Raw genomic sequence first — 19,905 nt, forward strand, 5'->3', positions numbered from 1 at the left:
CATTGCAGATCTGTAATTTTGAAATGAAACAGATATAAATTTTACATGAAAGTTACTTCGTAACTTACATGAAGCCGGTGCATGAAATATAATTTCATGGACGTTTTTAATGGAGGATAAAGATTTGTCAAATTGTACCGCCTTTCTTGACGTAAACAAGAGGCTGGGAGATAAAAATGCCCTGATATTTCCATCAGACAATATCAGCATCAGTTATGCTGAGCTTTATAAATCAGTGTGTCGCCGTGCAAGTCTGCTTAAACAATCAGGCATATCTAAAGGGGACAGAGTATGTATATACCTTCCATCAACACCTGAATATCTAATATCCTATTTTGCAATATGGCGTGCCGGCGCAGTTGCAGTGCCGCTAAACATCGTTCTTTGTGAATCGGAAATAAACTATATGATGAAAAATTCAGGCGCCAGTGCAATAATTACCAATGAAAATGGTCAAAAAACAGCTGGTCCTGCATGCTCTGATATAAATCCTAAACCCGTTATTTTTGTTACAGGAAATAAAGAATGGGAAGATAAAATCTCAAATATATCTGATTTGGCAAATCCTGTAAACTGCTCATTTGATGATCTGTGTCAGCTTCAGTATACCTCCGGTACAACAGGAAAGCAAAAAGGTGCAATGTTAACCCATGGAAACTGGATGGCGGCAATTGATTCGGAATGCAGTCTTTTGAATTATAAATCCAGTGATGTTTACCTAGGAATATACCCGATGGCCCATGTAGGTGTCTCATGGGGAATTTCCTCATTAAAAGCCGGTGCAACATGGGTAATATTGGAGCAGTTTGAGATAGACAAATACATTGAGTACGCAGATTCATATAAAGCGACTGTTGTTGCCGGAATGCCTCCTGTAATTCACTCACTTTTAAAGACAGAAACAGGAACAGAGAAGAAATTTGAATCTGCAAGAGAGATGATCAGTGGCGGCGGCCCGCTTCATCCAAGCATCTGGAAAGAGTTTTATTCAAGATTTAAAATTCCCGTTGTAAATGCATACGGCCTTTCTGAAACAATAGTTGTCGGAACAGGAACTGCAATCAGACCTGAGGATTATCAGTCAGCTGATGAATTTAAAAGTGTAGGCTCACCTGTAGGATATACCGAGATGAAGATTGTTGATACAAATGATCATACAATAGAATTAGCAGGAACTGATGTTGGTGAAATAGCATTGCGTGGCCCGGCTGTTGCCAAAGGCTATTGGGGAATGAAAGAAGAAACAGAGCAGGTATTTTTTCCTGACGGATGGTTTTTGACAGGCGACATTGGATTTATTGATGAAAACGGCATGCTTTCCATCACCGACCGGAAAAAAGATATGATTGTAATGTCAGGGTGGAAGATATATCCGACAGAGGTTGAAAAGACATATATCAGCCATCCGGGTATTGAAGATATTGCAATTTTCGGATGCCCGGATATTCACAGAGGAGAAGTTCCTGTTGCCGCAGTCGTTCTTGCAAATGGCATGGAAACCAATGAGAATGAGTTGATAAAATTTGGAAAGGAAAGGCTTGCAAAATACAAAGTTCCCCGCCATTATATTTTTCTGGATAATCTTCCAAGAGTTCACGGATGGAAACTTCTCAGGCGCGAACTGCGCGAAAAATACTGCAGTGAGAATAATTCAACTCTCATTTTGTAAATTTCCTGAATTTTAAAATCCAGTCTTCTTTTTATAAAAAAAAGCCCTAATATTAATTATGTCACCAGAAATTGAGCAGATATCCTCTATTAAATCCGAGAAGAGATCGACTGGCATTATTGGTCTTGATTTTCAGCTAGGCGGAGGCATTCCTAAAGGAAAATCAACAATCTTATACGGTGATGCACTTTCAGGATGTGATATTTTAGCAGAACAGTTCTGGCATGCGGATGATTCCAAAAAAAGCACATATCTGATGATAGATGGTCTGATAAAAGAGGGTATGACTGATGCTGAAGAGATGAATCCTGAATCTCTTTTCAATGCAATGGAGGGCAATTGGATTGTTGTTGATTCTTTGTCATCAGTTATTATAAAATACGGAATTGATGCATCAGTCTCTTTTCTTGAAAAATGTATGAGTGCTATAAAAGAAAATGAGGCAAATATTTTATTTCTGATGTATCCGGACATTCATACTCCTGCAGAAGAGGCAAAAATTATTCGGCATTCAGACATTTTCATAACTCTTTCAAATACTCTTCATGGAAATGAGATAGAAAGAAGTCTGACAATAAACAAAATTTCCGGCGCAGATGTTCCAAAAAGAGCATATCCCTACAATATTTTATCAGGGGGAATAGAGCTTTCAACAACAGGAAGGGTTGTATGATAATTTTTAAAATATCCTTCTAATCAGTTTTTTTTGTATTTAATGGACAATGCATGTTTTTCTATTGCATACCATGAAAAAACAGCAAGTGGAATTGCGGCTGTAAAGGATAAAAGAATCATCACAGGTATTTCAATATCAGGCAGGAAATGAATTATTGTCTGCTGAACAGGGTATGCATAAATAAACATTCCAAATGAGAAATCACCGTATTTACCAAATTTTTTTAATCTTTTTGTGGGATATTTGGCAAACCAGAGAACTGTGTATGGTATTGCAATATAGGCAAAAATAAACATAAACTGAGTATTATATGATAGAAGAACAGGAATCCACAATACCAAAACAGCCGGGAATTTAAACTCAATTTTATCCCTGTTTAAGTAAAGGTGTGCTCCAATAAAGAAATACAGAGCGAATCGTATCTTGTTTAATGCGGGATTATCATACCACAAAAACCATAAAATTACTGTCAACAAAATAAAAGGAATCATCGAATTTTTCCTGGATAAAAGCCCTGCAATTCCAAGCAGAGCAACAATAGCATACAGGAAAAATTCAAACGGAACCGCCCAGAGTGGGGCATTGACATAGGTTACAGGATTGGTTGTAAAAAGCCCCAAAGCCGTACCATTAACATAGAAAGGAACTGATGCCCATGTTGATGGATTTAAGAGAGCGGCAATATACTCACTAAATCCCAAATCTGAGACCAATGGTCCTATAATAAATATTACAAGAAGAACCGATGCAAAAAGACCCGGAATTATTCTAAGAATTCTCTTTTTAAAAAAAGTTGTCAGTGACGGTTTTCTCTCCCAGCTTCCCAAAATCAGATAACCGCTTATCACAAGAAGAATTGCAAGGCCGGTTTGTCCGATTAGAAGGTGCCAGTCAAAGATGAAAACATTGGAATAACCAAGGCACAACGCAAACGAATGTGAGAAAATTATACATGATGCGGCTAAAAATCTAAGAAAATCAAAATTATTTGTAAATCTTTTATCCATGCCAAAAACTCTGAGGATTTATCTGTATAGAATTTATAAATTTTATTTTTTTAAAGATTTGATCGGACAGATTCTGCCGCCAGAACCATGTTTCTTAACTTTCCATATGCAGTTTCCCTTGTGTGCATACGAAGACCACAGTCCGGATCAACAAGGATTTTTTCAGGTCCGAATAATTCAACGCCTTTTTCTATTCTGGATATAATTGTCTCAACCGAATCAATCTCAGTATCCGCTGAATCTACAACACCAAGTCCAACCTGTTTTTCACGAAGATCTTTTTTTGAGATGACATCCAGATTATTCTGATTGTTTGAAAATTCAAGATCCAGAATATCAACAGGCATTTTTAAAAGATTGTCAATTATGTTTTCGATATTGCCGCAGACATGCATGCATGTCGGCACTCTTAAAACACCTGTTATTGCACTTATTGCCTGATAGGCTGTATTCATATCAGCAACACCTGTTGAGAGTATCGGCTCATCTATCTGAAATATTGCAATTCCAAGCGATTCTAGCCTTGTTGCTTCCGCCGCAACAATCTGTGCAAGATCAAGAATTAACTCATCCCTGTTTCTGTAAAGAGGAGTGTCAATCTTTAATGCATGCGAGATTGTACTTGGACCTGCAAGCATAGCTTTTACTTTTGCATGTTTTGATATTGCGTACCTTGTATCCTCAACAGTCATCGGCTTTTGGGTAGGTCTTAAAATACCTGTAACTTTTTTATCTTTTATACCAGGTATCCGGGATGTAAGAGAAGTTATCATATCTTCTCTTACCTGTCCTGATGAAATGATGTCTATTCCTGCGGCAATCTGATCCTCTACTGCAATATTAAGAGCCTGTGAATAGGGATCAATAATTGACTTAAGACCTTTTGCCCGGATTGAGGGATAACTGCCTACAACAGTTGTCGGGAGTAATTTTTTAATCAGCTTCATGGTGTTACTCTGTGCCGGTCACGCGGGAAGAGTACTGCTTCTCTGATGTTTGGAAGATCAAGCATTGTCATGACAAGGCGATCCATTCCAACACCCCAGCCTGCATGTGGGGGCATCCCGTACTTGAACGGCTTTAGATAGAATTCAAAACTCTCAGGTGATAAACCTTTTTTCTCCATCTGCTCAACCAAAAGATCGTACTGATGGATACGCTGTGCACCGCTTGAAAGCTCCATTTTAGGATGCATCATATCAAATGCCCTGCATATTTCAGGTTCATCTTCATAAGGCATTGCATAATATGGCTTTATTGCAGTCGGCCAGTCGGTGATAAAGTAATGTTCACCCATCTCTTCACCAATTGCACGCTCTGCGGCAGATGATAAATCATCACCGTATGCAATCTCCTCGTCAACAGATAGTGAAGCAATGTCTATTGCCTCTGAATATGGCAGTCTCGGGAACTTTCCGGTTGGAACTTTGAAATCAGTTTCAAGCGTATTTAATGCATCACTGCATGTTTTGTCAACATATTCATATGTAGAAACAATCATATTTTCTAAAAGGTTCATCACGTCATTGTGATCTGCAAATGAAACTTCGACATCGATTGATGTTGCTTCGTTTAAGTGCTTAGTAGTGTTATGCTCTTCAGCCCTGAAAATCGGGCCTATCTCAAACACTTTTTCAAATCCGGCGGCCATCATCATCTGTTTGTAAAGCTGAGGACTCTGGTTCAAAAAAGCCTCTTTTTCAAAATATGCAATTGGAAAGAGCTCTGTTCCTCCTTCTGTTGCGGCGGCAACAACCTTTGATGTTGTAATATTGATAAAGCCTTCTTTGTAGAGATAATCTGTTACTGCATGGTTTACAGCACTTCTGATCTGGAAAATTGCGGCTACTTTTGGCCTTCTTGCATCCAGATACCTGTTGTCAAGTCTTGTATCAACTTCGGCAAGCACTTTTTCCGATACATCAAGAGGCAGGGGTGTTTCTGCTTTGCTGATTATCTCAAAATATTCAGGTATTATTTCACGTCCGCCAGGTGCCTTGTCGGATTCTTTTACAATACCTGAAATTTTAACAACAGACTCTCTTGAAACCTCTTTCGCCGCTTTTAATACAGCCTCAGATGCTTTCTTTTTAATGATAGTGGCCTGTAAAAAACCGGTCCTGTCTCTTAATATGTAAAAAGAAAGACCTCCAAGATCCCTTATCTCATGAACCCATCCTGTTACTTCTGCGGTCTGTATCTCCGGTGTTACTTCTCTTAGTGGTATTCTCATAAAATATCTGCAATAAGATGTGTCTTATACTATTATTTTTGTTTTGCATCAGTTTTATGAAAACATTCATAAAATGAATTCAATTGAAAAAATTTCATGAACCTGACCATTCAAAAATCATGAGTATTATCATCTGAAATCAATACACTATATCCTCTGAAATTAAGGATTATATGAAAAAATACAATTTTTTTCTTCAGATAATTTATTAAGGAAAATCCTTAAATTCAATAGTATTTATGTTCAAAAAAATTCTTGTGCCTCTTGACGGATCATCGGTTTCTGAGGAGACTCTTCATACTGCGATTTTTGAAGCAAAGCTTAGAGATTCTGAGATTCATGCAGTTAATGTAATAAATCACGTCTTTGTCCATCCTTTAATGGTTGAATCTTCACAGGGCGCGTCAGGCGGAAACACAGAGATGACTGAAATTTTAGAGGCTGAGTCTGATAGAATTTTAGCGCATGCAAAAGACGTCTGTGATGATGAAGAAGTAAAAGTGTTTCTGTATAAAAGGTATGGAGACCCGCGGGAGGAGATTCTCAATCTTTCAGATGAGATTAATGCAGATCTGATAATTCTTGGAACAAAAGGCAAGACAAATCTTGAAAGGCTTCTTTTGGGAAGTGTCAGTTCAACTGTTATTATGAACAGCAAAATTACAACACTGGTTATAAAAAACAGATAAAAACATTATATCACTGTAAAAAAGAAATATCTGTAAGATATGTCAAAGAATTTTTGGAATAAAATTATATTTGCCAAATTATCAATAATTATTATTATTCTTTTTATTTTCCCGGTATCTGCCGGAGATGACCTTGAGTTATGGGGATATGTGAATCCAGAGGGAAATCTTGCACCCGGTGATGAAGTTTTTTGTTACTATACAGTCGATTATAATTTTGAGTCAGACAAAGAATCTCTTATCTTTTATACAGATCTGACAGATCCGCGCTGGCAGCTCACAATAGCAATTGACGGTGCTGAACAGGATAAAGCAAAAAGTATGGGAAGATATGAAAGAGTTAGTGGTTTTGAGCTGTATTATCCGGGTTCATACCAGACATATGTAAGGGTTAAGCTAAACGGTACTGTTCCAAATGTTGGTGCAACAGGAAACTACACTATTTTTGATGTAACTCATTACGATGCTGTTGGACAAGAGGCTTCTTACAGCTCAGTTGAAAGAGTATTTATCAACCCTTCTGATCTTTTATCAGTTCAGTCCTCAATGGAGATAAAAATTTCAAATCTCCGCTCAAAGATAGATTCGCTTTATTCTCAGGGTGTTGACACCTCTTTGGCGGAAGTGAAATATTCTGCCGCGTATGACGCAGTTTATTCAGCAAAAAAATCAGTTCCTTCAAAGCAAAGCAGCCTTTTATCTGATGCTGATCTCTATATAACAGAAGCAGAATCTTACCTTGATGTTTCATGGGCAGAATCATCAATTAATGGTGCAAAAGATAAAATCAGTTCTGTTGATTCAACAGTTTCATATTTTGAAAACTCAGCAGGACTTTCAGGAGATTCACGTGTATGGGTCATTAAATCCTACAATGACAATGCAAAAACACTTCTTGTTCTTGCTGAGGATAAATTTCAAAATAAGGATTATTCTTCAACACGCGATTATGCATTACAGGCAGAAAACAAAGCAGTTGAGGCATACAATTATGCAGTGAATCTTAACAACGAACTGAATCTGAACGCTCCTTTAAATTCTGAAATTCAAAAGACAAACACGCCTGTTTCTACAGATAAAACATCTTCACCAACACAAAATACACAATCACCTGCAAATCTTTTGGATGATGTTATAAAGGATAATAACACAGAATCAAAAAAATATGATGATATAGATGCACTTTTGCATTCTGAAGTTAATATTGAAAGTTTTTTGGCAATTGCAGGAAAATTTTATGATCTTTTAATAAATGCGTTTAATTTCATAAAGGATTTATCTGCTCTTGCTTCTGACAATTGACATTATCTCCCATGCAAGAGATTCTGATTTGTGCCATGAGTCAAGAGTTGTGTTAAGACGGACTGAACCTTCAATATTAATCTCCTCTTTTATGTCCTGTATTATTACATCAGAAACACTCCTTAAAATTTCCAGCATTTTCATGCAGGACGGATATTTTTCGTCAGAATAGTCAGCAGGCAGATTTGGAAGAATAGTAATTACAAATTTATTTTTTAATGATTTTCTAAAATGTCTTATTGCAAGAATTGGCAAAATTATAGTGTTCGTTCTTTCAGGGCCGATAATTACCGCATCGGATTTATTTATGATATCTATAACATCTTCTGACATTTGTGGAATTTTTTTGCAGTCAATAACAACAGATGCCCGAAATTCCGCATTATAATCATCACAGAATAATTCTCTGAACTCTGTTGGTGGATATAAACAATCATCTATCTCAGCATATACCGAATACCGGTTGTCTGTGCCGGGCAGTATTTTGGATGTTATTTTAAAAAATCTGCAGAGATATTTTGCGGCATCGGTGATATTTCCACCATTTCTAAGTATATTGCTTCTTGCGATGCAGACTGCCCTTTCTTTATCGCCGATTGGGAAAAATGCATCTTTTTCTGATATTTTATTTAGAAGTTTTTGTGTGGAAAAAGAATCTCCCTTAATTCCTCTCCACTGCGCCGTGTTGAGATTTCCTGAAAAAAGATAAATCAGATCGTCCAAATCAGGGCAGACAAGATTTCCGTCAGTCCAGAAACAGCCCGAAGTGTTTGCAATCACTGATATTTCATCATCATATAATATATTTCTAAAGGCCTGAATAAGTTTTAGTGATTCCTTTCCGCCTGAGATGACAGTAATCATTTGCAGGATTAGTCTTAATTTTAACAGATAAAGTAATTTGCAAAAATGTTCATGACACTAATTTTTCATGCATCATGATTGTAAAGGTCACTGGTTTTATGGAATACTAAGACGATATGTTATTAGTAGTATGAAACAGAAAATTCCGGCTGGCGTAAGACCCAAAGCAATTTTGTTTGATATGGACAATACCCTTTATGATTTTTCTGATGCAAAGTTAAAGGCCTGTACAGGCGTCACCGATCACATTGGGGCAGGAACGGGTGAAGAACTTTTAAGATACTTTTTATTCGGAAGTTACGGGTTCGAAGACCATGGAAATATAAAGCAGTTCATGAATGACAAAAATGTATGGGATGAAGATACATTCATGAGTGCGGTCTCTCTTTATGAATCATTGAAGCTTGAATCATTAATAGCATATCCGGGAGTTTATGAAACTCTCCCGGTCATTCAGGATGCAGGAATCAGTATGTCAATTGTAACTGATGCAGAGAGTTCACAGGCGAAAAAAAGGCTTGAAAAACTTGGACTTAGAAAATATTTCAGTGATATAATAACACCTGACGTTTCAGGAAAAAGAAAGCCTGAACCTGATACATTCCTAATGGCTCTTGATAAATTGTCTACAAAGCCATCTGATTCAATGGTTGTCGGAGACAGCCCGAGAAGAGAGATTGAGCCATGCAACAGACTTGGGATTACAACAATATATGCAGAATACGGCGACTGGCTTAAAATTCCCTCACCAAACACAATTCCTGATTATACAATCAAAAATTTCTCAGAGATTACCGGAATTTTAAAGCTTTAAACAATAAAATTTTAGAACAGTTAAAAAGATTGACTCTTCGCCATATTTCTGATCACCCTAATTTGGAATTGATTTGTCGCGATGTACACAATATCCCCGGGAACCGGAGGGGCTTAGCCCCCCTCCGGTGACCTATCGTAAGCGGGGTGGGTTTAAGGGAGGGGCCTGTCCCCTCCCTTGCTAATAATCGATTAGCTTTGATTGTCTTCCAGTCAAGGCCAGTAACCTAAGAAACTGATGAAATCTTCCATATCAATAATCTTAAAGCCCACAAATGAGAACATAGATGTGAATGCAGAAATGCATTCCCTCCATTTGTAATGTTTATTGGACATATCATCATATTTGGAGGTTATTCTCTAAGTTGTTTCTCTTTTTGGATAGTCCTAACTTTCAGAAAAATGGAGAAGAACCAAAAGATTATAACTGACAAATATTGCCTGAATAAAATAATAAAATAGTATAACAATTAAAATCAATTAAAACCAGAATTTTTATATCTTGTCCCTTATTGTCAAATTTTTTTTCTTAGGGTTTATTTATTTGTGATTCAATATTAAAAACCGCTTTCATTCTTTCAAAAAGTCTTTTTTCTGTGAAGGTAGATATACATTACAGGTGATCTCCACTTGAGTTTGAAAGACTGGTTAATTCCGCAGGATAAGCATTTTTTTGATTTGTTTGAACAGCAGGCCGAGGTTTTGAAACAGGCCGCTGATCATTTATATTGTATGATAGAAAATTTTGATGACATCAAAAATATGTGCCACAAAATGAAGACCTATGAGCATGCCGGAGACGATATTACTCATTCTTTATACCAGCTTTTAAACAAGAGTTTTATAACTCCAATCGAACCTGAAGAAATATCAAGGCTTGCAACAGGAATGGATGATGTAATTGATGCAATCGATGACACTTCCAGAAAGATGTTTTTCTACGACATTGGAACGACTGATAAATATATGCTTGAGTCCGCAAAACTCATTCGTCTTCAGGCAGAATCACTTGAACAGGCGGTTTTGGGGATACGCGACATGAAAAATCCCAAAAAAATATCTGATCACTGCATTGAGATAAACAGACTTGAAAACTTAGCCGACGATGTTTTGGCAGTTGCCTTACAGGATCTTTTTAAAACAAACGATGCAATAAGAATTGTAAAATTCAAGGACATTTATGAAACACTTGAATTTACTACCGACAGATGTGAAGATGTGGCAAACGTCCTTGGAGACATTGCAATTAAACATACCTGATATAAAATGGATATAATAGTAATACTCCTTGGAATAACGCTCGCATTGTTATTTAACTTTGTAAACGGTCTGAATGATGCGGCAAACTCAATCGCAACCGTTGTTGCGACAAAGGCCCTTTCACCATTCAAGGCAGTTTTAATGGCTTCTGTTTGCAATATGATAGGGCCTTTGTTGTTCTCAACGGCAATTGCAAAAACAATCGGCAAAGGAATTGTCGAATCCTCTTTTTTAACAACACATCTTATTCTTGCCGCAATGGTCGGCGCTGTTCTCTGGGTTTTTCTGGCTTCATATTTTGGTGTACCGGTATCAAGCAGTCATGCACTTGTCGGAGGACTTGTTGGTGCAGGAATAGTTATGGGAGGAATGGGATCTATTATCTGGCCTGATTTATCTTCGGTATTTCTTCTCTTCATATATGCAGTCGCAGGCGGATTGGCGCTTGCCGCAATATTTATTGTCATAGGCAGGCATCACGGTGAAGAGTGGGGAAAATATTTTGCTATTTCTTTTCTTGCCGGCTTTTCACTGACAGTTCCACTTCTTATAATCTCAGGCGCTGTTAAGGTTTCAGGAATTTTTGCTGTTGTTGTATTCATTGTTGTATCACCAATGCTTGGAATGATATCTGCATTTTTGCTCGGAGTCGCTATTATGTGGATATTCAGGAAAAAATCCCCTAAAAAGATTGAACGGGGATTTCGTCCGTTTCAGATATTAACAGGCGGACTTCAGGCAATCGGTCATGGTGCCAACGATGCACAAAATGCCATGGGTATGATTACAGCAATGCTTTTTGCGGCAGGAATTATTACGACATTTGAAGTTCCTCTCTGGGTTATTTTGTCATCCTGTCTTGCAATATCGCTTGGTACACTTCTTGGCGGGTGGAAGGTGCTTGATAAAATGGCAAACAAAATTACAAAAATCAGACCATATCAGGGAATTTCAGCTTCGATGGCAGGAAGTGGTGTACTTGCACTTATGACATCTTTTGGAGTACCTGTGTCTACAACTCATGCAATAAGCGGATCTATTATGGGTGCCGGAATCACCAGGGGTTATGCATCCGCTGTCAGATGGAGCAATGTAAGAGAGATAGTTGCTGCATGGTTCCTGACAATTCCATGTGCCGCGACTGTTTCAGGATTTGTTTACTTTATTTATGCCCTGATTTTTATCTAAAGGGCTGTTACTATCATCTCTAATATTATTTTTAGCATCATTCAAACGTAATTTTTTTTCATTTTGCATGAAAGTTACTTCGTAACTTACATGAAATCGTGCATGAAATATAATTTCATGGACGTTTTGAATGAAACTGCTGTATAAATTCGTTCAATTAGAGATTCATTTCTGAAATTTAATTGAATTAAAAAGGTTTTTTTTTATAATATGTCAATCAAAAAAAGAATATGATTATCCATAACACCAAAAAGAGGATTTCAATTGTATCACTTGCCTTAACAGTTATACTGTCAGGTCTTGTTATTGTATCCGGATGTACTGGTTTTGAAGATTCATCTCAAAACAGCACTGATATTTCAAATTTAGATGTAAACTCAGCCCCATATGAGATAGATTATTCAGATTCATACAACTGGCTTTCACTTCCTGAAATTGAAAAGCAGGTTGATGTTTTCTATGTTTATCCAACAGTCAGCAATAATGAATCAGGCTATATGCTGATTACAGACGATACTGACAGGGCTCTTGCACAGGGAATTCTAAAAGCACAGGCCAGCGTTTATGAGTCAGATGCAAATGTATTTGCTCCGTATTACAGACAGATGTCAACAGGTGTTTCAATGACACAGAGCGGTCTTGCAACCGATACGGATGAATTCAAACGTGGTGCAGAGGATGTTTTGACAGCATTTGATTATTATATTGAAAATTTAAATGATAACCGTCCCTTTATTCTTGCAGGGCATAGTCAGGGAACAATGGCTCTTATTGAACTTATAAAAAAGCGTTTTGGAGATGATGAAGCTCTTAAAAACCGTCTTGTCGCGGCCTATTTAATTGGATATACTGTGACAGATGATGATTTAAACAAAGCAAATCTTACTCCTGCAATCTCTTCAGACGATACTGGAGTTGTAATAACATACAATACCCAGTCGCCAACTTCTGAAGGCGGTCCTATGCTTATGGAAGGTGCGCACTGTATAAATCCGCTCAACTGGAAGACAGATTCAACATATGCATCCGCTTCAGAAAACCTTGGTGCACGTTTTTATGATGATTCAACCGGAGAATTTTTAAGAGAAGTTGCAAATTATTCTGATGCAAAGATAAATCCTGATACAAAAGCTCTTGAAACTACAATTCCAAAAGGAGAACAACTTGACATCGGTCCTTATACAGAAGGTGTGTATCATCGCTACGATTATGCTTTCTGGTATAGAAACCTTGAACAAAATGTCGGGGTAAGAATAGCGGCCTATCTGGCAAATCAGTAAATTAGAATTGTTGAAATGAACTCAAATTATTAAAATAAAAATTTAAAGGATTGAGATAAAAAATCAGAATAATTAAAATGAAAATCTGAAAAGAATTAAAAATTGAACTTAAATTAATTTTTTTCAATTCTTTTTGTTATTTTTATGTATTATTTTTCTTTAATTTCGATTCGTTTTGATAATATCTGCACATTTTTTTTATTTTACAAACAGCACATGATGGATTTTTCGCCTTGCAGACAAGTCGTCCATGTGATATTAAAAGAAAGTTAATCTCTCCCCACACAGATTCTTTAAAAAGAGATTTCAAATCAGTTTCGATTTTGTCCGGATCATTGTTTTTAGTAAATCCAAGGCGAACTGAAAGCCTTTTTACATGTGTGTCGACTGCTATTCCCTCATTTATTCCATAAGCATGATTCAGGACGATGTTTGCTGTTTTTCTTCCAACACCGGGAAGTTTTACAAGTTCATCAATAGTTTTTGGAACAAAACACCCATAATTTTCAGAAAGCATCTGTGAGGCTGATATTATGTGCTTCGCTTTTGCATGATAAAATCCTGTACTTTTAATTATTTCCTCCACTTCCAAAATATCGGCAGAGGCTAAACTTTTGCAGTCAGGATATTTTGAAAACAGTGCATTTTTGACGCTGTTGACATTTTTGTCAGTCGTCTGCGCTGAAAGAATAGTCATTATTAGAATTTGAAACGGATTTTCAAATTCAAGAAAGCATAAATTCGTATCTTCTTTTAAGTAAATTTTTCTAAGAGCCAGATAAATTCTGCATGCATCATCAGTCTGCATAAAAATGTAATGGGGTAGGGCAGATTCGAACTGCCGTCAAAGCGTCCCAAACGCTCTAGGATGGACCAGGCTACCCTACTACCCCGTTTGTGACATCATATATTTCTCTGTCCGGTTAAAAAATATGCCGGTTTAAGTCTGGTAATAGAAGTTAAAGTAAAATTATTGCAGTGGATTTTTGACACCATCGGCTATAACAACAGATCCAAATAATTTGCCTTTTAAAAGCACATTTTTCAGATTTTCAGGGTCTTTTCCATCAATTACCAAAAGAGGTATTCTGCTTCTCTGAATGATTTTTGCCGCAACAAGGTCAATTACATTGTTTGACCCCGCACCCATAGTTCCTGCAGATACAATATCTATCAGTTTTTCAGGCGTAATTGAGTCAAATTTGACTGCGTCTTTGTTATTTTTTGGATCTTTGGAATAAATGCCGTCAATTGAAGTCAGATTTATTAAAAGATCAGCCCTCAGTCTTTCTGCAAGAACGGCTGATACCGCATCAGTTGTCTGTCCGGGTGTAACACCGCCCATTAGAACAATTTTTCCAGATTCTGCGTATTTTAAGGCATCTGTGTAGTTTTCTGCAACCGCAGGATATGCCAAATCCCCAAGTGCCCAGCATAGAAGCGATGCATTGATTCTTGTAATAAGAATCCCAAGTTCATCAGATGTTGCCTCATCAATTCCAAGCGAGCGCGCCGCACCTATGTATCTTCTGGCCTCCCCGCCTCCTCCTATGACAACAAAGATCTGATATTTTGAAGAGATTTCTTTTAAAACATCGCGATAATTTTCAATTTTATTTGATTCAAGTGAAGGAACAAGAATAGAACCGCCAAGCGATAATACAATTTTTTTCATATTGGAACTAAACTTTGGTTATAATAGCATATATTCTTTCCAAAGAATCATAACTCATTCAAATGATACATGAAAAAAACTAAAAACGCAAAAAGCACTGATAAATAATGATTTTTCAATTTTAATTTACATTTTTTTGTTAATTTTTTTTGTTAATTTTTTTTTGATACATTTTTTAAAAGTTCCTTTGATAGTAAATATCATAAACCCGTGCGGCAAAGACTGGGATAACAACCGGGGGTGATGAAATTTGCATGAAGCACTTCTTTATGAAAAAGAAGAGAATAAATTTGTAAAATGTGGTCTTTGTAGTCACAGATGCAAAATTGCAGAAAATAAAACCGGCATATGTGGTGTAAGAATAAACCGCGGAGGTGTTCTTTATGCTGAAAGCTATGGCAAAATCAGTGCAGAGGCAATAGATCCAATTGAAAAAAAACCTCTGTATCATTTTCTTCCCGGAACCAATGTCTATTCACTCGGTAGTATAGGATGCAATTTCAGATGCTCACACTGTCAGAACTGGGAGATATCGCAGAATAAATCAGCAGACTTCCTACAATTTTTAAGCCCCGAAATGGGTGTTTTAAAGGCGAAAGAGTATAACTGCAAAAGCATTGCATGGACATACAATGAGCCTACAATCTGGCATGAATACACAATGGATATGGGAAAAACCGCCAGAGAAGAAAATCTTGGAACGGTATATGTCACAAACGGATATATGACAGAAGAGGCAGTATCTGATCTTTCAAGAATGCTTAATGCATTCCGGGTTGACATAAAGGCATTTTCAGATGAATTTTACAAGAAAGTCTGCAAGGCAAAACTATCACCTGTCCTTGATGCAACAATAAAGGCAAAAGAGTGCAGGATGCACATCGAAATCGTAAATCTTCTGATTCCCGGCCTTAATGATTCTCCGAAAGAGTTAAAAGAACTTATCAGGTGGATTTATGAAAATATTGGAGAGGATACACCTGTTCATTTCACAAGATTTCATCCGGACTATAAAATGAGTGATATTGGGCCAACTCCAATAAAAACACTTGAAAAAACATACATGCTTGCAAAAGAGGAGGGATTAAGATACCCCTACCTTGGAAATATCGCTTCACATCCGTTTAACAATACCTGGTGCCATAAATGCGGTTCTCTTCTTATTGAAAGAAGTGGATTTTCGCAGAAGAACGTAAATCTGAAAGGAAATATTTGCAGGATATGTGGAGCGAAAATACCGGTTATAACAACAACTGAAGGAATTATCTGACTGAACAGAGATCATACATCATATTTTATAAGGAAACATGAAGTTCATGAAATTTACTTATTTTTCCGGCGATGACCGGTTTAATATGATATAATGCGGCAACTCATATGTTGTTTTTCAAGGGGGAGAAATGACTGATAAAAGTACATTTTTAACTGACCGTATGTTAGGTGCACTTACACGTTATCTGAGATTTTTAGGATATGATACAAAAAGTGCTGATATATTAAGTAATGGAAACAGCAATGAAGATACAATTCTTCTAAAGATTGCAAAAGATGAGGGCAGATATCTTCTGACACGAGACAAAGAGCTTTTTATGAGAGGAAGAAGTGATTCAGCAGTCTATATTGAGTCTGATGAAGTGCTTAGTCAGATAAAGCAGCTTTTCAATTCAGGTCTTATTGATGAAGAATTTTTCTTTGGGATGCAAAGATGTGTAGTCTGTAATTTAAAACTTCGTCCTGCAACAGAAAAAGAGGTCGAAACAGCCTCTTATGCTCCAAAAAGAAAGGAATTTCTGCATTTTATGTGGTGTGAGAAATGTAAAAAGTTATACTGGCCGGGTACACATTCATTAAATATGCAAAAAAGACTTGCAAAAATATTTGAAAATCAGGTGCATGAAAAAATAGATTGAATTTATCTGCCAGACAAAATTCATGAACCAAATGTTTCAGAAAAGGTATGTATTACTTATCTTTCACCATTTTAACTAAGCCCTACAGCCATCCCTGTTTTTTCCAGTGCATGTATTCATGTGTCCATTCATCTTTATTTTGTGTAACCAGATATTTCATCCTCTCTTTCATTTCAAGATGAACATTTTCCTGGTCCGGCCACGTCATTTTCGCATTAATTGCCTCTACCAGATCTTCACCCATTGAAAATGCCTGCTCTTCAGCATTGGAAAAACCGTCAGGATTTGGACCAATGTCAATACTTACTTTCCCAACTGTGTTTGCGCCAAGAATATGAAGTGTGTTGTTTAAATAATCGCATATGGAATCCGAGTTTGAACCACCGGCGGTTGATACTGAAAATCCATATTTTCCAGTAAATCTCTGGCAGTGGATTGAGTCTGCAAGCCTGTCTAAAAATACTTTCATCTGTGCCGATACAGAATTGATATAATTAGGTGATCCGAGAATTATTCCGTCACAGGTTAAAATATCATCAAAAATTTCCTGAAAGTCATCTTTATGGATACATTTTCCTTCTTTGTAGCATACATTGCATCCTGTACAAAATTTAATCCTTTTCTTCCCAAGATCATAGAGAACAGTTTTTGCTCCCTTATTCTCAGCACCCAAAAGCCCTTTTTTTACAAGCGTCATTGTAGAGCTTTTTTTGCCTCTCGGACTTGCACAAATTCCAATTATCTTCATCTGTAATCCTCCGTTATATCAACACCAATTCCGTATAATGTGTCACAGTCACCATCAAGATTTACTGTAAATACTTTATGATCACCAGCGTCAATCACTTCAAAAAATTCACTTTTTGTATCAACAATACTACCTGAATCTGATTCTTTTAAGTTGCACCTGATCATTACATTTTTTGCATCGTCTTTTCCTGTGTTTTTAATATCAATTGTTGATGTATAGTAACATGAACCATCAGATCTGTAATGTTTCTCTAAAAGAGAGACTGTCTTAGTAAAACTTGTCTGTGAAGCAGATTCATCTGACTGCGTTGTCGTACATCCTGAAAATGCGGTAACTGTAGCAATAAAAACAATTATTATTGCTGTAATTAAGACCTTTTGAATATATTTGAGTTGCATTAAACATCACCTTTCTAATTTAGTCATTATCAATGCAAAGCAAATAAAGGTTTTTTTATAAAATGAAAAATGTATCCTGTGAAAATTCTACACGAAAATTACTTCATAACTTACATGAAACTTTTACATGAAATATAATTTTATGAACGATTTTTTATTAAAGTCAAAATACCAAAATGCTTAACCAAATTGCCTGTTTACTGACTTCATCTGATTCATGTAAACAATAAATATTGAATAATTACCAGTAATACTATATTACAAAAATACGAATATATCCGGTGATTTATTAATGAAAACAATAATTCTTGCAGGCGGGACAGGCACAAGACTCTGGCCACTTTCACGTGAATATTATCCAAAACAGTTTTTAAACTTTGACGGCAATTCTCTGTTTCAGGAGACTTTTTTAAGAGCATTAAAACTCTGCAGTCCTGAAGAGATAATAGTAGTCACAGGTGAATTGTACCAGTTTCTCGTTAAAAACCAGATAGAGGATTTGGGTTTTTCAATACCTGATGAACATATTTTAAAAGAACCCTGTGGCAAAAATACTCTGCCTGCAATTTTATGGGGCGTAAATAAGTTTGTAAAAGAGTCTGGTGATGATGAAATAATTGTTTTTCCAAGCGATCATGTTTTATCAGAAGACGCTGTGTCTGTATTCAAAAAGTCTGCAGAGTTAGCAAAGGAAAATATTGTTGTGTTCGGCGTAAAGCCTGATTCACCAAACACCGGTTACGGATACATAAAACCTGGTAAAAAACTTCCTTTTGGTTCAATTGTAGATGAATTTAAGGAAAAACCGGATTTAGCTCTTGCAGAAGAGTATGTAAAGGCAGGATATTTATGGAACAGTGGAATTTTCATGTTCTCATCAGAAGTTTTTCTGTCTGAAACAAAAATTTATCAGCCTAAGCTTTCTTCTGCTTTTGAAACAGATAATCCCAATTACAGCACACTTGAATCAATATCTATAGATTACGGGCTTTTGGAGAAATCAGAACGTTGCGCAGTTGTTCCTCTTGATTGTTTATGGAGTGATCTTGGAAGTTTTAAGTCACTTTATCAGACAAAAAAATGTGATGAAACCGGCAACGCAGGGGAGGGTGTTTTCTTAAATTCCAAAGGAAATTATGTCTCTTCCGGCGGAAAAAAAGTAGCTCTTGTAGGAATTGAAAACACAGCAGTTATTGATTCCGGAGATGCACTTTTGGTCTGCAATATGGAGTGCACAGAATCTGTCAAGGATATTGTGCAACATTATCGTGATATTGGAGACGATGTTGCAAAGTACCATCTGACTGTGAACCGGCCCTGGGGTTCATATACCATTCTTGAATCACATGACTTTCATAAGATTAAAAGGGTCTCAGTAAAACCAGGAAGCGTTCTTTCACTTCAGAGGCATCATCACAGAAGTGAGCACTGGGTTGTTGTAAGCGGAAGTGCAGAAGTAACTGTTAATTCCGAGACAAAAACACTTTCAAGAGGTCAGAGCACATATGTCCCTGCCGGAGTTGTGCACAGGCTTGCAAATTATGGAAAAATTCCATTGGAGGTAATCGAAGTTCAGATTGGCGAGTACCTCGGAGAAGACGATATTGAAAGATTTGAAGATAAATACGGCAGAGTCTGATTTTCATGACATCTGTGTATTAAAAAATTAGTTTAATGGATTTTTTCTTAATTTTCAGCCCTTAAAAAATCTGCTTTTTTTATGAAATAATATCCTACTGTCAAAGAAAATATTATAGCACCAATTCCGATAAGTTCAAATTCTGTTGCGGTTGCAGGGTCTATTACAATTATTTTTCTTGAAACTGCAATTATTGCCAATATTATTACTATTCCAACCTCTATTTTCTTTGTCTCAATAAATGACTTTATTGTATCCATTAATTCAAGACCTATTAAAATAAGAAGGAAAAATTCAAAAAAGCTCAAAATACCCATTGTTTCAAGAAGAAACGGAGTTTCATCATAGAAGAGATCATAGCTTACAATTGCTATCAGTTCATAAAGTGAAAATAATGTAACAAAAGTCAGCACTATCATCAAAATCATATAAATCACAATTTCGATGTTTGTTATTGTATTTACGATTCTCTGGTGCATTTTCCCGTTAGAAGTGTGCAATCTAATATTATTTAATTTTAGTGCAGTATTTTTTTCTTTTTCATTTTTTTG

General features: G+C 36.5%; 20 protein-coding genes and 1 tRNA gene. 11 read left to right on the forward strand and 10 right to left on the reverse strand.

Annotation, left to right across the window (positions count from 1 at the left end; all coding sequences use genetic code 11):
* Positions 1-124 precede the first annotated feature (124 nt).
* Positions 125-1,669, forward strand: coding sequence for a class I adenylate-forming enzyme family protein (locus tag L1994_RS06830; protein WP_278098712.1), 1,545 nt, complete (start codon positions 125-127; stop codon positions 1,667-1,669).
* Positions 1,670-1,727: 58 nt separating this feature from the next.
* Entirely contained in the window at positions 1,728-2,342 is a 615-nt protein-coding gene (locus L1994_RS06835; RefSeq protein ID WP_278098713.1) for an RAD55 family ATPase, read from the forward strand.
* A gap of 23 nt (positions 2,343-2,365) precedes the next feature.
* Here L1994_RS06835 and L1994_RS06840 read toward each other — a convergent pair whose 3' ends face one another.
* The 3 genes from L1994_RS06840 to aspS are packed head-to-tail and all read right to left on the reverse strand — an operon-like array spanning position 2,366 to position 5,585.
* Positions 2,366-3,352, reverse strand: a complete 987-nt coding sequence (locus tag L1994_RS06840) for an acyltransferase family protein (protein ID WP_278098714.1) — start codon at positions 3,350-3,352, stop codon at positions 2,366-2,368.
* A 50-nt stretch (positions 3,353-3,402) separates the two neighbouring features.
* A complete protein-coding gene (locus tag L1994_RS06845) occupies positions 3,403-4,299 on the reverse strand; it encodes a methionine synthase (RefSeq protein ID WP_278098715.1) in 897 nt (298 codons plus the stop codon).
* On the reverse strand, positions 4,296-5,585 hold the full coding sequence (aspS, locus tag L1994_RS06850) for an aspartate--tRNA(Asn) ligase (RefSeq protein ID WP_278098716.1): 1,290 nt from the start codon (positions 5,583-5,585) through the stop codon (positions 4,296-4,298). Before aspS ends, L1994_RS06845 begins: the two co-directional genes overlap by 4 nt.
* Positions 5,586-5,824: 239 nt before the next feature.
* Between aspS and L1994_RS06855 the strand changes: the two genes are divergently transcribed.
* Positions 5,825-6,274, forward strand: coding sequence for a universal stress protein (locus tag L1994_RS06855; protein ID WP_278098717.1), 450 nt, complete (start codon positions 5,825-5,827; stop codon positions 6,272-6,274).
* A gap of 39 nt (positions 6,275-6,313) precedes the next feature.
* Entirely contained in the window at positions 6,314-7,576 is a 1,263-nt protein-coding gene (locus L1994_RS06860) for a hypothetical protein (RefSeq protein WP_278098718.1), read from the forward strand.
* Here the strand turns inward: L1994_RS06860 and L1994_RS06865 are convergent.
* Positions 7,550-8,440 (reverse strand): 2-phospho-L-lactate transferase CofD family protein, encoded by an 891-nt coding sequence (locus L1994_RS06865; RefSeq protein ID WP_278098719.1) that lies wholly within the window; start codon positions 8,438-8,440, stop codon positions 7,550-7,552. The two genes, L1994_RS06860 and L1994_RS06865, sit on opposite strands and share 27 nt — an antisense overlap.
* Positions 8,441-8,570: 130 nt before the next feature.
* On the opposite strand from L1994_RS06865, the gene L1994_RS06870 reads away from it, so the two are divergent.
* The 4 genes from L1994_RS06870 (at position 8,571) to L1994_RS06885 (ending at position 12,981) form a co-directional block, all read left to right on the forward strand.
* Positions 8,571-9,254, forward strand: a complete 684-nt coding sequence (locus L1994_RS06870; RefSeq protein WP_278098720.1) for an HAD family hydrolase — start codon at positions 8,571-8,573, stop codon at positions 9,252-9,254.
* A 635-nt stretch (positions 9,255-9,889) separates the two neighbouring features.
* Entirely contained in the window at positions 9,890-10,513 is a 624-nt protein-coding gene (locus L1994_RS06875) for a DUF47 domain-containing protein (protein WP_341275783.1), read from the forward strand.
* 6 nt (positions 10,514-10,519) lie between these two features.
* Positions 10,520-11,701 (forward strand): inorganic phosphate transporter, encoded by a 1,182-nt coding sequence (locus tag L1994_RS06880; RefSeq protein WP_278098722.1) that lies wholly within the window; start codon positions 10,520-10,522, stop codon positions 11,699-11,701.
* 230 nt (positions 11,702-11,931) lie between these two features.
* Positions 11,932-12,981, forward strand: a complete 1,050-nt coding sequence (locus L1994_RS06885; protein WP_278098723.1) for a DUF3089 domain-containing protein — start codon at positions 11,932-11,934, stop codon at positions 12,979-12,981.
* Positions 12,982-13,123: 142 nt separating this feature from the next.
* Here L1994_RS06885 and nth read toward each other — a convergent pair whose 3' ends face one another.
* From nth to pyrH, 3 genes are all read right to left on the reverse strand, one after another.
* Positions 13,124-13,789, reverse strand: a complete 666-nt coding sequence (nth, locus tag L1994_RS06890) for an endonuclease III (RefSeq protein ID WP_278098724.1) — start codon at positions 13,787-13,789, stop codon at positions 13,124-13,126.
* Between the two features lie 10 nt (positions 13,790-13,799).
* Positions 13,800-13,874, reverse strand: a tRNA-Pro gene (locus L1994_RS06895).
* A 77-nt stretch (positions 13,875-13,951) separates the two neighbouring features.
* Positions 13,952-14,656 carry a UMP kinase gene (pyrH, locus tag L1994_RS06900; protein WP_278098725.1) on the reverse strand — a complete coding sequence of 235 codons (705 nt, stop codon included), beginning with the start codon at positions 14,654-14,656 and terminating at the stop codon, positions 13,952-13,954.
* 250 nt (positions 14,657-14,906) lie between these two features.
* Between pyrH and amrS the strand changes: the two genes are divergently transcribed.
* Positions 14,907-15,926, forward strand: a complete 1,020-nt coding sequence (gene amrS, locus L1994_RS06905) for an AmmeMemoRadiSam system radical SAM enzyme (RefSeq protein ID WP_278098726.1) — start codon at positions 14,907-14,909, stop codon at positions 15,924-15,926.
* A gap of 130 nt (positions 15,927-16,056) precedes the next feature.
* Positions 16,057-16,566 (forward strand): Mut7-C RNAse domain-containing protein, encoded by a 510-nt coding sequence (locus L1994_RS06910; protein WP_278098727.1) that lies wholly within the window; start codon positions 16,057-16,059, stop codon positions 16,564-16,566.
* Between the two features lie 82 nt (positions 16,567-16,648).
* On the opposite strand, the gene L1994_RS06915 is transcribed toward L1994_RS06910, so the two are convergent.
* Together L1994_RS06915 and L1994_RS06920 are read right to left on the reverse strand one after the other, a co-directional pair.
* Positions 16,649-17,314, reverse strand: coding sequence for a flavodoxin family protein (locus L1994_RS06915; RefSeq protein WP_278098728.1), 666 nt, complete (start codon positions 17,312-17,314; stop codon positions 16,649-16,651).
* Positions 17,311-17,715, reverse strand: a complete 405-nt coding sequence (locus tag L1994_RS06920; RefSeq protein WP_278098729.1) for a hypothetical protein — start codon at positions 17,713-17,715, stop codon at positions 17,311-17,313. Before L1994_RS06920 ends, L1994_RS06915 begins: the two co-directional genes overlap by 4 nt.
* 292 nt (positions 17,716-18,007) lie before the next feature.
* On the opposite strand from L1994_RS06920, the gene L1994_RS06925 reads away from it, so the two are divergent.
* Complete coding sequence (locus tag L1994_RS06925; protein ID WP_278098730.1) at positions 18,008-19,354, forward strand: mannose-1-phosphate guanylyltransferase/mannose-6-phosphate isomerase; 1,347 nt, start codon at positions 18,008-18,010, stop codon at positions 19,352-19,354.
* A 47-nt stretch (positions 19,355-19,401) separates the two neighbouring features.
* On the opposite strand, the gene L1994_RS06930 is transcribed toward L1994_RS06925, so the two are convergent.
* A complete protein-coding gene (locus tag L1994_RS06930; protein ID WP_278098731.1) occupies positions 19,402-19,833 on the reverse strand; it encodes a phosphate-starvation-inducible PsiE family protein in 432 nt (143 codons plus the stop codon).
* Positions 19,834-19,905: the final 72 nt, after the last annotated feature.

Source organism: Methanomicrobium antiquum, from assembly GCF_029633915.1.
Taxonomy (GTDB): domain Archaea; phylum Halobacteriota; class Methanomicrobia; order Methanomicrobiales; family Methanomicrobiaceae; genus Methanomicrobium; species Methanomicrobium antiquum.

What these genes read in the sequence shown, in the direction of transcription:
- L1994_RS06835 (WP_278098713.1), top strand. Translation starts at nt 1,728, where the DNA reads ATGTCACCAGAAATTGAGCAGATATCCTCTATTAAATCCGAGAAGAGA.
- L1994_RS06840 (WP_278098714.1), bottom strand. Translation starts at nt 3,352, where the DNA reads ATGGATAAAAGATTTACAAATAATTTTGATTTTCTTAGATTTTTAGCC.
- L1994_RS06845 (WP_278098715.1), bottom strand. Translation starts at nt 4,299, where the DNA reads ATGAAGCTGATTAAAAAATTACTCCCGACAACTGTTGTAGGCAGTTAT.
- aspS (WP_278098716.1), bottom strand. Translation starts at nt 5,585, where the DNA reads ATGAGAATACCACTAAGAGAAGTAACACCGGAGATACAGACCGCAGAA.
- L1994_RS06855 (WP_278098717.1), top strand. Translation starts at nt 5,825, where the DNA reads ATGTTCAAAAAAATTCTTGTGCCTCTTGACGGATCATCGGTTTCTGAG.
- L1994_RS06860 (WP_278098718.1), top strand. Translation starts at nt 6,314, where the DNA reads ATGTCAAAGAATTTTTGGAATAAAATTATATTTGCCAAATTATCAATA.
- L1994_RS06865 (WP_278098719.1), bottom strand. Translation starts at nt 8,440, where the DNA reads ATGATTACTGTCATCTCAGGCGGAAAGGAATCACTAAAACTTATTCAG.
- L1994_RS06870 (WP_278098720.1), top strand. Translation starts at nt 8,571, where the DNA reads ATGAAACAGAAAATTCCGGCTGGCGTAAGACCCAAAGCAATTTTGTTT.
- L1994_RS06880 (WP_278098722.1), top strand. Translation starts at nt 10,520, where the DNA reads ATGGATATAATAGTAATACTCCTTGGAATAACGCTCGCATTGTTATTT.
- L1994_RS06885 (WP_278098723.1), top strand. Translation starts at nt 11,932, where the DNA reads ATGATTATCCATAACACCAAAAAGAGGATTTCAATTGTATCACTTGCC.
- nth (WP_278098724.1), bottom strand. Translation starts at nt 13,789, where the DNA reads ATGCAGACTGATGATGCATGCAGAATTTATCTGGCTCTTAGAAAAATT.
- pyrH (WP_278098725.1), bottom strand. Translation starts at nt 14,656, where the DNA reads ATGAAAAAAATTGTATTATCGCTTGGCGGTTCTATTCTTGTTCCTTCA.
- L1994_RS06910 (WP_278098727.1), top strand. Translation starts at nt 16,057, where the DNA reads ATGACTGATAAAAGTACATTTTTAACTGACCGTATGTTAGGTGCACTT.
- L1994_RS06915 (WP_278098728.1), bottom strand. Translation starts at nt 17,314, where the DNA reads ATGAAGATAATTGGAATTTGTGCAAGTCCGAGAGGCAAAAAAAGCTCT.
- L1994_RS06920 (WP_278098729.1), bottom strand. Translation starts at nt 17,715, where the DNA reads ATGCAACTCAAATATATTCAAAAGGTCTTAATTACAGCAATAATAATT.
- L1994_RS06925 (WP_278098730.1), top strand. Translation starts at nt 18,008, where the DNA reads ATGAAAACAATAATTCTTGCAGGCGGGACAGGCACAAGACTCTGGCCA.
- L1994_RS06930 (WP_278098731.1), bottom strand. Translation starts at nt 19,833, where the DNA reads ATGCACCAGAGAATCGTAAATACAATAACAAACATCGAAATTGTGATT.